Origin of the sequence: Peribacillus simplex NBRC 15720 = DSM 1321 (assembly GCF_002243645.1) — a bacterium.
In the GTDB taxonomy this organism is placed as follows: domain Bacteria; phylum Bacillota; class Bacilli; order Bacillales; family DSM-1321; genus Peribacillus; species Peribacillus simplex.
In genome coordinates, this window is the sequence record NZ_CP017704.1 from 2,194,319 (window position 1) to 2,206,925 (window position 12,607).

Below are 12,607 nucleotides of genomic sequence, written 5' to 3' on the forward strand. Positions count from 1 at the left end.
CACCTTCCAAACATAAAGTCAACAACAAGTTATCATTTACTTGCTTGTCTTTTTTTGTCTCAAGCGGTGTATTTAATATATTAGCACCTGCATATAGATAAGTCAATTTAATCTTTTAAAATTCCCCTCATTTTTTTCATGAACACCACCTTCTTCTATATATACACTACTTTCTTTCTATAGAAGCCGGACCCTGCTAATGAATTATCAAAAACAGGAAGGCAGCTGATTATAGCCACCCTCCTGTTTTTAATGATTATTTATTGATGGAAATTACGTCCGCTTCTTCCCTATCTACATTTCCGGCCTTTTCAATCTTCACACTTTCACCTTCGGAAAGGTTAGTAAAGACGATTGGCGTAATGATAGAGCTGGCATTGTTTTTGACATACTCTATATCAACTTTAAGCAATGGCTGTCCGCTTGTCACTTTATCTCCTTGAGCGACAAGTGCTTCGAAACCTTTGCCTTCTAACTTAACTGTATCGATCCCGACATGTATCAAGATTTCACGTCCAGCTTCGGAAACGATACCTATTGCATGTTTAGTCGGGAATAGGTTAACGATCGTACCGTCTACAGGAGAAACAACCAATCCTTCCTCCGGTACAATGGCAAATCCATCACCCATCATTTTTTCAGCAAAAACTGCATCAGGTACTTCCGTGATCGATTTTAATTCCCCTTTAATAGGTGAAACAAATCGATCGGAAACTTCATCCGTTCGCAAAGGTTTCGGGACGATATCCTCGATTTGTTTTTCCACACCCTCTTCAGGAGAGGCTTCTACTTTACGAGGCCTTTTTCCATCAATGATATCTTTCATTTGCCCCTTAATCGTTTCTGAACGTGGTCCGAAGATTGCCTGGATGTTATTGCCCACTTCCAGAACTCCAGCGGCACCAAGTTTTTTCAGCCTATTTTTATCAACGTTACCGATGTCATTGACTGATACACGAAGACGGGTAATGCAAGCATCTAAGTGAGAAATATTTTCTTTTCCGCCCATAGCATCCAAGATATCCCCAGGGAGACTTCCAGCTGTACTTGCAGATCCTTCCGCTTCCTCGTCCTCTTCCACTTCACGACCAGGAGTTTTTAGGTTAAACGTCCTTATGGCAAATCGGAATCCAAAGTAATAGATAAGCGCAAAGACCAAACCAACTGGAATAACAATCCAAGCATTAGTTTGAGGATTAATTAAACCAAACAGAACGTAATCGATCAACCCACCCGAGAACGTCATCCCGATTTTCACGTCCAGTAAATGCATAGTCATGAATGATAGACCTGCAAACAGACAGTGAATCCCGAAAAGTACTGGTGCAACGAATAAGAATGCAAATTCAAGTGGCTCAGTAATCCCAGTCAAGAAAGATGTAAGTGCCGCAGAAGCCATCAAGCCCCCGACTATTTTCTTTCTTTCCGGTCTTGCTTCATGATAAATGGCCAAAGCCGCAGCTGGTAACCCGAACATCATAAATGGATATTTACCAGTCATGAAAGTACCTGCCGTTAAATTCTGTACGCCATCTTTAATTTGTGCCATGAAGATGGCTTGATCTCCTCTGACTGGCGTTCCCCCGCCTTGAGGGATATAGCTGCCAAATTCGAACCAGAATGGCGAATAGAAGATATGATGCAATCCGAAAGGAATCAGCGCACGTTCTACAACCCCAAACACAAAAGCTCCCAGAGTCAGATTAGCACCTAACATATTTTCGGAAAATGAATTTAACCCCGATTGAATCGTCGGCCAAACCAAAATCATCAACAACCCAAGAATAACTGCACTTGCAGCTGTTGCAATGGGTACAAAACGTTTACCTGCAAAGAATCCTAAATAAGAAGGCAATTCAATTTCATAAAATTTATTATACATGACAGCAGCCATGACACCGACAATAATACCGCCGAACACGCCTGTTCCCAACGTTGGGATTCCCAGAACATTGCTATACACCGCACCATTTTTCGCAATGTCGGCAGCGTCAATTCCAAGAACAGTTCCCATTGTTACATTCATAATCAAGAACCCGATAATCGCAGCCAGCCCGGCAACACCATCTCCGCCAGCTAGACCAATCGCGACCCCCACAGCAAACAACAAGGGAAGATTCCCAAAAATAATATTCCCAGCATTCTCCATGACCGATGCGACCATTTCAACTCCGCCACTCGCAAGAAACGGGGCGATATCCAACAAAGTCTCGTTTTGCAATGCATTACCAAAAGCAAGTAAAATTCCGGCCGCTGGTAAAATGGCTACAGGAAGCATCAAAGCTTTTCCGATTTTTTGCAAAACACCAAACAACTTCTTAAACATAGGTTTTCCTCCTCTTTACTGTTTTTCCACGCTAATAAAACGGTTACATTTAACGATGGAATTCATCTTCCCACGCAACAGAATTCGAATACAAAAAAGGCATAAGCAAAGATAGGATTGAAATGAAGTTCAGGTATATAATACCCTCTTTCATAACAATCATTCTCCTCACTTATGCCTGATCGAATCAGTAACACGTAAGTTAATGTATTTTTATTTAATTTTCTTTTGTAATCGTTGGATATGCATCGTTAGATAGACAGCTTCCGCATCACAAACCGGTCTGCCTAATTTCTGCTGCATAATTTTTATTAGCTTCCATGAGATATTGTAACACAAAGGATATTCTTCTTTCAATAGCAATGCAATTTTTTCAGGTTCATCGACCATTTCCCCAGCCAAAACCCTGTCTATCATGAATCTTAAATGACGGACCAAACGTGTATAATCAATGCTTTCCTTATTAATTTTTACGTTTAGCTGTTCTTCAACGACTTGGATAAGATGATAGATTAACTGCGAATGCTGATTGACTTCCGATAAGTCTTTATTTGATATTGCGCTATGAATATGAAGCGTAATAAAACCGATTTCCCCTTGGGGTAGGCCTATGCCTGTCTTATCTTGAATTAATTCGATTACATCAACAGCAATATCATGTTCAAAAGGATAAAGGGTTATCGTTTCTTTCAAGAATGGGTTTTTGATAGTCATTCCTTGTGAAACACGCTGAAGGGCGAACAATAAATGATCTGTTAAACCGACATGTATATGTTCATTTAGCTTTCCAGTTACTCGGTCATTAATGAGATGAATGGATTCTATAATGGCAGCTTGAAGATTTTGATCGATTTGCGGCAAAAGTTTTTTGTAACTTTCCTGCTCCTTAACATTTTTCAGGACAAACGTTTTCTCCGCCAGTTCCGGACTCAACTCTTCGCCTTTCTTTCGGTTGAAGCCCAAGCCCTTTCCAATAGAAACGACTTCTCCATACGACGGATGCGTGGCAATCACCACATTATTGTTCAAAACCTTTTCAACGATAAAACCATTCATTTTTCTCCCTCTTTTTTTCTCAAAGTCATCTCTATGCCCCATACAGGATAAAGTACTCAGTACTTAGTCCTTTTACTATACACGATATGAGCTTTCTCTTACAACATGAAAGAAGAGCCCCGAAATCAGGACTCTCCTTACTTACTTGCATTATTACTTCAAGAAAATGAAATATAGTAGGAAGACGACTCCAAGACCCCACATGATTGGGTGAACCTCTTTAGCTCTTCCTTTCATCGACATAGTGATCGGATAGAAGATGAATCCACAAGCTATACCTGTCGCAATTGAATATGTCATAGGCATCATGATAACAGTAAAGAAGGCCGGAACCGCAATTTCGAACTTCTGCCAGTCAATATTTTTAAGTGATGATGCCATTAATACTCCGACTATAACCAATGCCGGCGCAGTCACCGCAGATGTCACAACCGAAAGAAGCGGGAAGAAGAAAAGTGATAGGACAAACAGTAAACCTGTCACTACAGCCGCAAAACCGCTTCGAGCACCAGCAGCTACACCAGATGTAGACTCTACATAAGATGTCGTGGTGGATGTACCAAGAATTGCACCTGAAACGATGGATAATGAATCAGCAAGTAATCCTTTTCCCACTCTAGGAAGAACATTATCCTTCATCAATCCAGCTTGTTGCGCGACAGCCACCAACGTACCCGCTGTATCAAAGAAAGCTACGAACAAGAAGGTCAATATCACGATTAACATTTGACCAGTGAAGAGATCCCCGGGATTTCCAAAGGCATCGAACGCAACTCCGAATGTAGGCGCTATGCTAGGAACGGCACCGATTATTTTCTCCGGCACCGGAACTTGTCCAAAGATCATTCCTGCAATGGCTGTAATGACCATCCCTATGAACACGCCGCTTTTGACGCCTCTCGTCATCAAAATGACAGTTACGACAATTCCAAACACAGCCAATAAAGTATTCCCTGATGTTAAGTCGCCCAGTCCGACAAGAACGCTGTCATCATTCGTGATGATTCCAGCATTCTGAAACCCTACAAAAGTAATGAATAAACCGATACCGGCTCCAACTGCGTATTTCAATTCAACTGGAATTGCATTAATGATTTTCTCACGTATTCCCGATAGGGAAAGCAAAACGAAGATAATACCTGAAATCAATACCCCTGATAAAGCCGTCTGCCAAGGAATTCCAAAACCAAGAACAACAGTAAAAGCGAAAAAAGCATTCAACCCCATACCCGGCGCAAGCGAGATTGGATACCTGGCTATGAGTCCCATCAATATCGAGCCGATTGCAGCTGCTAAGGCGGTCGCTGCAAAAACCGCTCCGTAGTCCATTCTCAATTCATCCGGATAGTCCTCGATGCTTTGTAAAGTCAGCATCACAGGGTTAACAACCAGGATATATGCCATTGAAAGGAACGTAGTTAGTCCACCAAGTATTTCACGGCGATAATTGGTTCCCAGCTCATTAAACCGAAAATAATTTTTCATTATGAGTCTCCCCCTATCATAAAATCGTGCCAACAGAAAACGCCCCATTCGGTTCCGAACGGGGCTTGACTGCGGTCATGTAAAGAAATGGCGGTTTATCCTCGCCAATCCATCCACATCGTAGTCAAGCCGTTCACGGCAGCTTGGTAGAAACTTTTGGGCCATATCCCCAATATTATACGACAATTATGTTTTTTTATTATTATAGGTATAGTGTATCAGTCACCAAAATAATCGTCAATATACCAAACGAATATTTTTTATGTAATTTTAGGTAACGTTCGCTTTTCGCTATATATTCCTTACTTATTACCGCTATATATCCGCCAACATACGTGAAATGTAAGTAATCGACATATTCAAAATTATTTTAACCAAAAAAAATCAGTGAAGGTTAATTCCTTCACTGATTGGATAATTTTAATCTTCTATTCCCACTCGATCGTTGCAGGCGGCTTAGACGTAATGTCATACACGACGCGGTTTACATGGTTTACCTCATTAACGATTCTCGTTGAGATGATTTCAAGTACATCCCATGGAATTCTTGCCCAATCGGAAGTCATTCCGTCAATGGATGTAACTGCACGGATCCCGATTGTATAGTCATACGTACGCGCGTCGCCCATTACCCCTACGCTTCGAATGTTAGGAAGCACCGTAAAGTACTGCCAAATTTCGCGTTCCAAACCATTCTTTTTAATTTCTTCACGTAAGATATGGTCAGATTCACGAACGATTTCAAGTTTTTCATCTGAAATTTCGCCTAATACACGAATACCTAACCCTGGACCCGGGAACGGTTGACGCCAAACGATTTCATCTGAAATGCCCATTTCACTTCCAAGTGCACGCACTTCATCCTTGAATAGAGTGTTCAAAGGCTCAATCAATTTAAATTGCATATCTTCCGGCAGACCGCCAACGTTGTGATGCGATTTAATTGTTTGTGCAGTGGCCGTACCACTTTCAATAATGTCTGTGTAAAGTGTACCTTGTGCAAGGAAATCAATTCCTTCGAGCTTCGTTGCTTCGTCATCGAATACGTAGATGAACTCGTTACCGATGATTTTCCGTTTTTGTTCCGGATCTGAAACACCAGCAAGTTTCGATAGGAAACGTTCTTTTGCATCGACCTTGATTACGTTCATATTGAAGCCTTCACTGAAAGTTTCCATTACACCTTCGGCTTCCCCTTTACGAAGTAATCCATGATCAACGAAAATACATGTCAGCTGATCGCCAATCGCTTTATGGATCAATACAGCAACAACGGATGAATCAACTCCGCCGCTCAAAGCGCATAACACTTTTTTATCTCCGACCGTTTGGCGGATTTTCTCCATCTCGATTTCAATGAAGTTCTCCATTGACCAGTCACCTTTGCAGCCACAAACGCCGAATACGAAATTTTTCAAAATGTCATTACCGTATACGGAATGACGGACTTCAGGATGGAATTGCACGGCATACAATTTACGTGACTCGTCACTCATAGCCGAAATTGGGCAAGACGGGTTCGTTCCATCAATTTTGAAACCTTCAGGCGTTTCCACCACTAAATCACCATGGCTCATCCAGACGATTTGTTCTTTCGGCAGGTCACTGAATAACTTAGACTCATTTTGGATGGCAAGTGTCGCTTTTCCGTATTCACGGTTTTTCGCTGGTTCCACTTTACCGCCAAAATGTTTAGTCATTAGCTGCATGCCATAACAAATACCGAAAATCGGTAGGCCCATTTCGAATATGCGTTCATCACAACCAAATGCAGTTGCATCATAAACACTGTTCGGACCCCCTGAGAAAATAATTCCCGTTGGGTTCATTTTCTCGATTTCTTCTACAGTAATTGTATGAGGATGAAGCTCACTATACACACCAAATTCGCGGATACGACGAGTGATCAATTGATTATATTGGCTTCCGAAATCAAGTACTACGATCATTTCCTGGTTTTTTTGCAATTCTGTTTTCCCCGGCACAAACGTCACCTCTATCAATGTAATTCACTCATAAAATCGAGTGATAATTTCTTATAAAAAATATTATCATAAAAAAAGAAAAACTAAAAATCCACCCTCAAAAATACAGAAAAAGTACAGACGAAGGCAGATTTTCAGCTTTCCTGTTAAAATCCGCCTTCATAGTCAAATCATTTACGGTGATTCGGTAGAAACTTTCGATCCATATTATCGAGGATATATGAAGGATATATTAGTTTAAGTTAGTTTTTGTTATTGTATCAATATAATAAAAACCTGGTCAAGAGCTAGTTTTTCTCATTAAGCTTTCCCAACCCTTTTGAAAGTGTTTCCATTCGCCATCTTCCACGTCTCCACGATATATCATTAACTCGTATCCAGCCGTCAATTCACTCATCTCATCTGTATTGTACACTGCATCCACATAGGCGGCGTACTCCCTTAAAGTTTGCCCCTCCGGACGAACTAAACCCGCTCGTTTTAATTGTTTCAATAATATTAAATAAGCTGTCGAGAAATGAGCACCGGTTTTCCTTCTATAACGAAGAATCTGCAGTTGAGGAATCCACTTCCTTCTGAAGAAATAACCAATAGAAGCGAGAATCAATAAAACCGACAGTGTGATAGCAGTCCATTTTAAGAACCCTCTCATGTTCTCAATACCAATTTTCACGGAGGATTGAGTTTCCCTATCGGGTGTGTCCTGGCGTTCCTTCGTCTCTTTCTTTGTTTGCTCTTCATTAATTGGGGTTTCTTCAGGGTTCTTGATCGCTTCCTGTTTCAACTCCGAATCGTAAAATTCAACTTCCCCATTGAAACCCTTTGTCGGCTCGAAGGGAACCCAGCCTATCCCTGAAAAATAAACCTCGACCCAGGAATGTGCATTATTATTGGTCACCTTATAAACGGATTCGCCATCAAGGATTGATCTTTCCCCTTCCGTATAGCCCTTTACCCACCTTGCAGGAATATTAGCGGCTCTTAGTAAAACGACCATTGCACTTGAAAAATTATCGCAATAACCTATCTGTGTCTCAAATAAGAATTGATCGACATAATCTTGATTGCTCTCCGGATACGGAATATCGTCCTTAGAATAAATGAATTCAGGTCCGTCAAAATAATCCTCAATGGCTTTTGCTTTATCGTACCAATTCGTTTCATTCCTTGTAAGCCGGGATGCCAATTCATATATCCGGTTTGGCAGTCCCTCTGGAAGCTGAGTGTTTTTTTCCATTAATAAATCCATCGATTCGTCGGGTTCCGTTCCCTTCCTTAACTCAGCTATATCAAAACTCGGCATATCATAAACCAGCTCATACTCTTTCATGGACAGTGGTTCGCCATTACCCTGTTCGGAAATAACTTTGTCCATACCCTGATAATATTTGAAATCCATTCCGTTTTTGCCCTCAATCTTTTTTAAATACCCGGACTGCGGATGAAGGATATGGGAATATGATTCCGTCATGAACACTTTTGCCGTCATTTCTTCTGTCCTCACCACTTCAGGAACGTCGTAAATATCTAAAGATGCCATATCCTGTCCGTTGGAAAAAGCGTGAAAGTCCGTTTCCCGTATGGAAACCCACCCTTTACCGGTATAAATATCCTTGTTCTCGACTTTCCAGTAATGTCCTGCAGGAGCATTATTATAAAAAACGATGGAACTATCCGGCTCTATCGAACCGCCAAGATCCGAATCGTCTTCATCATATCCGACACTTTTACGCTTCGAACCACCGTCTTCATTCCCCGCTTTATCAGAATAAGAAGTAATATAAGGCACCGGGTCCGGCCACTGCGGAGAGAGCTTTGGGGCAGCAAAACCAACAAGGACACTTACCAATATCATGCCGGTCAGCATCAAGATCCACTTATTGATGGAAGCCATCGGAAACTTAATCCTCTCCTGTATCGATAATCGCAGCAGGGACAGCAGGCCTAGCATCAAGAACCCGATGATGATGATTCTAATCATCGCCTTATCCCCCACATAAGGAGTGAATGTGTCAAGTACAGATATGAAAATCACCGTTAACATAAAAAAGAAAAAGATGCTTTGCCTCACCATCACCCAGTAATGGATCAAATATGTTACAAGCCAAAGAAGGACAAAAAATAGAAATGTTCGAAATGGATTTGTGATCAACTCCCAATTCCCATCATATATAAAACCAAGATTCCCCTTAAAATCCGCTAGAAATCCTTTCAGCCATGACAATTGAAATAAAGCGTCATTTGAATGGAGGAACTGTAATGAAATCATTATATAAGCACTAATGAGAATAAATCGGATTGACCAATGTATGCGGAAATAATGCAGTAATAGGGAATAGAGCAAAAATAAGATAAAAATGATGATATTACCTGTATCGGTGAGTTTATCGACAGGCCTTAACCATTCAGTAATCAACAACAGACCAAATACATACATGAGGACGTGCATGAACCTTTCCAATTTTTCGGTAGTGACATTCATTTCGCCATCACCTCTGATCTGTCAGACTTTAGTTGGCCATGTTCAAAAAAGCTAACCTTTATCCCCCTCGAAACAGCTGTAGAACTTGACAACCTTTCCTGATCAGTAAGATCTGCCTGTTTCTTCACACATACCATTAATCCCTGATTAGGCCGGAAAGCACTCAATATGTCCACCTTTTCTAAGGTTAAGTCTGAAACGATGAATATCACAGCAGCATTTGCCGGAAGAATTCCCTTCCTGACATTTTCGTTCAATGCGTTTGAAACACTTGGCTCTTCTTTAACAAGTCGGTAAAGAATCTTTCGTTTCTGGTTATTGCCTGCTGCTGCCGGTATGATTAACCTCGATCCCATACTCACATACCCAATTTCCATGCCTTTCTTTAACATGGCGTGTGCAATGGAAGCCGCCATTACAATGGATTCTTCGAATAAATCCGACGGCTTTTCATCAAGCATGATAAATGCATCACGGTTTTTCTGCACTTCGAATTCCTTCGTCATGATTTCACTCGTTCTAGCCGTCGCCTTCCAGTTAATCCATGACAACTGATCGCCTGGCTGATATTCCCTTACCCCGGATACCACTGAATGTTCCCGTTGTGTTTTCTTTGTTGAAACCACTGCCCCTTGATTGAACACTCGATCAAGATCACTGTAGGCAAGCTCATGATAACGAGGAAAAACAGTTATTTTCAAAGGTGAACTATATATCGCTTCCTTTTCGACTAGCCCGAAAAAGTCCCCAATCCAAAAGCGGATCGATTGAAACGAATGCTCTCCGCGCTGCAAGTTTTCCAAAGTATATGACATGCTGAAGGTACGCTTGAATCCCGGAAAGATAATTATTTTCCTTTGGAATCCCCTATCTTCCATCTCCTGAGGCAATTCCTCCTCTACCACCATAAATAATAATAGGGGCAGCCGGCTTTTACGGGTAAACTTCAATGCTATCTCAACAGATTCGCCGGCCTGGCATTCCCTTTTATTGACCTTTCTCTCAACGGTAAAGTCATGCAGTGGATAAAACAGCAGGATCGAAGCGTACACAGAAAACGGCAAAAATGAATAAAAAATGAACCAACTGACAAAACCGCCTTGAAACATTGCATAGCAAAAGGAAACGGTCAGGAGTAATACAAGTCCGATCACACTCATATTTCCCCTTAAAATGTTGATGAATTTGCGCATTAGGTCACAGCCCGCTTCACAGGCACTTGTGTTGTCGCGACAATTTCATGTATCACCATTCCAGCATCGAAGCCATCATAACTCGCTTCAGGTTTCAAAATAAGCCGGTGGGAAAATACGAATGGAACTAAATATTGAACATCGTCCGGCAGAACATAGTCCCTGCCCTGGATCAGCGCGTAAGCTTGGGCTGCCTTCATCAATGCTATCGACCCACGCGGGCTTACCCCTAAATAGACCCCTTCATGCGTCCGTGTTTGATTCGCCAATTCAACAATATATCGTTTTATTGTGTCATCCACTATCACCGCTTTTACCTCAGACTGTAATTCTATCAATTCATCCAAGGTGATGACGGATTCCAATTCCTCAAGCGGTGCCGAGTATTGAGCCCTATGAAGAACCTCTATCTCTTCTTCCACACCTGGATAGCCCATTCTCATTTTTAATAGGAATCTATCCAATTGAGCCTCCGGAAGCGGATATGTTCCCTCGTACTCGATCGGATTTTGTGTCGCCATTACGAAGAAGGGCTTCTCCAATCCTCTTGTTACACCATCAATCGTCACACTTGCCTCTTCCATGGCTTCAAGCAATGCAGACTGAGTTTTCGGCGAGGTCCGGTTAATTTCATCAGCTAAAATAATATGTCCCATTATCGGACCTGGCCTAAAAATGAATTCTTGTTCCTTAGGATTGAAGATTGAAACACCAGTAACATCAGAAGGAAGTAAATCAGGTGTGAATTGAATTCGCTTAAAGCTTGCACCTATTGATTTTGCCAGTGCCCTTACCAAGACTGTCTTTCCCACACCCGGAACATCCTCCAATAAGACATGTCCACCGGAAAGGAGTGCCACGATGCTTAGTTCCGCTATATCCCGTTTTCCGATAATCACCTTTTCGATATTCCCCAGAACCATTTCCAGTTTTTGATTGACCTGCTTATAAATCATTCTCTACCTCCCGAGATTCACAGATTAACATTATCACTATTATTTCATACGCTTTCTACATCACGCATTTTACAATAAGCTCCAATTAAGCCTTACATTGTAAGTTTACTAGATATTCGGTAAACCATAAACGAATTTGTCTAAAAATATTAATGCGGCTTAATGAAAAAGGTATGGTAAACTGTTGCTAAGTGAATATGAACCTTGCAGAAAAGGGTGCTGCCTTGTCAGCTTAATAGGGAATTCGGTTTAAAACCGAAGCTGTTTCCGCAACTGTAAGTGCTAATGAAATAAGATGCATACCACTATTTGAGGACGGTGATCGCACGCCGATTACCGTCCATTTAACCCAAATGGGAAGGTTCTTAGAGTAAAATGACGCACAAGCCAGGAGACCTGCCTTCATTCATCGTATTATGCTCTTCGGAAGATAGGAGATTGTACGGCTCTCCCATCTTTTTTCTACTACAGATACATAGATGCCCGAAGCCGACCAAACCTCTTGGTTGGCTTTTTGTTTTGCTGGAAAAAGCAATACGGAGGTCATTCACCCAATACGTAAAAGGAGGAAGAGTTATGACAAAGAAAGACTTTCGTTTTTTATGCTACCCATACATGCGTGAGTCCGTATCAACCGTCGATTTTGAAATCCGTACAGACTCATTGACGACACAGATCGGCTTGGCAGCCTCGCTTACTGAGGATGTCCCCGAAGTATACCGTGACTTAATGGAACTGTTGCCCATGGCTTACCATTTAAATGGTTCAGTTCGTGGTAAATTAGCCATTACCGGCGATGATCTCAACCGTTTAAGCGCAATCTACGACCGGTATGTCGCTGAAGTGAAAGATCGAATCGAAACGTTCGTCCTTCCACAAGGCTCAACCGCAGCATGTACTTTGCATACGTGCCGAAGTGAAGCCAAAAAGTCCGTGCGTGCTTTACACAAGGTAAGTCTGGAGAGGGAAATTCCAGGAATTCTTTTTGATTACGCTCACTTGCTTGCAAATGTATTATTCGTGATGGCAGTCTACGTCAATAAGCAACAGGGGATCGAGGAGATTCCTTTTACAAGTAAATCATACCCAACCAAACCCATGAAAACGAAAACGGAGGAATAAAT

At 41.6% G+C, this 12,607-nt stretch carries 8 protein-coding genes and 3 riboswitches; of the genes, 1 reads left to right on the forward strand and 7 read right to left on the reverse strand.

What is annotated here, in order from left to right; translation table 11 throughout:
• Positions 1-256: 256 nt before the first annotated feature.
• The 7 genes from ptsG to BS1321_RS10425 form a co-directional block, all read right to left on the reverse strand.
• Positions 257-2,326 (reverse strand): glucose-specific PTS transporter subunit IIBC, encoded by a 2,070-nt coding sequence (gene ptsG / locus BS1321_RS10395; RefSeq protein ID WP_063235525.1) that lies wholly within the window; start codon positions 2,324-2,326, stop codon positions 257-259.
• Between the two features lie 213 nt (positions 2,327-2,539).
• Positions 2,540-3,382: a glucose PTS transporter transcription antiterminator GlcT gene (glcT, locus tag BS1321_RS10400; RefSeq protein WP_063235526.1), complete on the reverse strand. Its 843-nt coding sequence runs from the start codon at positions 3,380-3,382 to the stop codon at positions 2,540-2,542.
• Between the two features lie 153 nt (positions 3,383-3,535).
• Positions 3,536-4,867, reverse strand: a complete 1,332-nt coding sequence (locus tag BS1321_RS10405; protein ID WP_063235528.1) for an NCS2 family permease — start codon at positions 4,865-4,867, stop codon at positions 3,536-3,538.
• 101 nt (positions 4,868-4,968) lie between these two features.
• A riboswitch (purine riboswitch) is annotated at positions 4,969-5,070 on the reverse strand.
• Positions 5,071-5,295: 225 nt separating this feature from the next.
• Complete coding sequence (gene guaA / locus BS1321_RS10410) at positions 5,296-6,852, reverse strand: glutamine-hydrolyzing GMP synthase (RefSeq protein ID WP_063235529.1); 1,557 nt, start codon at positions 6,850-6,852, stop codon at positions 5,296-5,298.
• Between the two features lie 142 nt (positions 6,853-6,994).
• Positions 6,995-7,096, reverse strand: a riboswitch (purine riboswitch).
• A gap of 36 nt (positions 7,097-7,132) precedes the next feature.
• Positions 7,133-9,334, reverse strand: coding sequence for a DUF4129 domain-containing transglutaminase family protein (locus BS1321_RS10415; protein WP_063235530.1), 2,202 nt, complete (start codon positions 9,332-9,334; stop codon positions 7,133-7,135).
• Positions 9,331-10,494, reverse strand: a complete 1,164-nt coding sequence (locus BS1321_RS10420) for a DUF58 domain-containing protein (RefSeq protein ID WP_157732809.1) — start codon at positions 10,492-10,494, stop codon at positions 9,331-9,333. Before BS1321_RS10420 ends, BS1321_RS10415 begins: the two co-directional genes overlap by 4 nt.
• A 32-nt stretch (positions 10,495-10,526) precedes the next feature.
• Positions 10,527-11,483 carry an AAA family ATPase gene (locus tag BS1321_RS10425; protein ID WP_063235533.1) on the reverse strand — a complete coding sequence of 319 codons (957 nt, stop codon included), beginning with the start codon at positions 11,481-11,483 and terminating at the stop codon, positions 10,527-10,529.
• 197 nt (positions 11,484-11,680) lie between these two features.
• Positions 11,681-11,901: riboswitch (cobalamin riboswitch) on the forward strand.
• Between the two features lie 158 nt (positions 11,902-12,059).
• Between BS1321_RS10425 and BS1321_RS10430 the strand changes: the two genes are divergently transcribed.
• The gene (locus BS1321_RS10430; protein WP_063235534.1) at positions 12,060-12,605 is read left to right on the forward strand and encodes a hypothetical protein; all 546 of its coding nucleotides are present in this window, start codon (positions 12,060-12,062) and stop codon (positions 12,603-12,605) included.
• The last annotated feature ends 2 nt before the right edge of the window (positions 12,606-12,607 follow it).

Excerpts from the sequence above, each read along its gene's own strand:
- ptsG (WP_063235525.1), bottom strand. The coding sequence starts at position 2,326 with ATGTTTAAGAAGTTGTTTGGTGTTTTGCAAAAAATCGGAAAAGCTTTG.
- glcT (WP_063235526.1), bottom strand. The coding sequence starts at position 3,382 with ATGAATGGTTTTATCGTTGAAAAGGTTTTGAACAATAATGTGGTGATT.
- BS1321_RS10405 (WP_063235528.1), bottom strand. The coding sequence starts at position 4,867 with ATGAAAAATTATTTTCGGTTTAATGAGCTGGGAACCAATTATCGCCGT.
- BS1321_RS10415 (WP_063235530.1), bottom strand. The coding sequence starts at position 9,334 with ATGAATGTCACTACCGAAAAATTGGAAAGGTTCATGCACGTCCTCATG.
- BS1321_RS10420 (WP_157732809.1), bottom strand. The coding sequence starts at position 10,494 with ATGAGTGTGATCGGACTTGTATTACTCCTGACCGTTTCCTTTTGCTAT.
- BS1321_RS10425 (WP_063235533.1), bottom strand. The coding sequence starts at position 11,483 with ATGATTTATAAGCAGGTCAATCAAAAACTGGAAATGGTTCTGGGGAAT.
- BS1321_RS10430 (WP_063235534.1), top strand. The coding sequence starts at position 12,060 with ATGACAAAGAAAGACTTTCGTTTTTTATGCTACCCATACATGCGTGAG.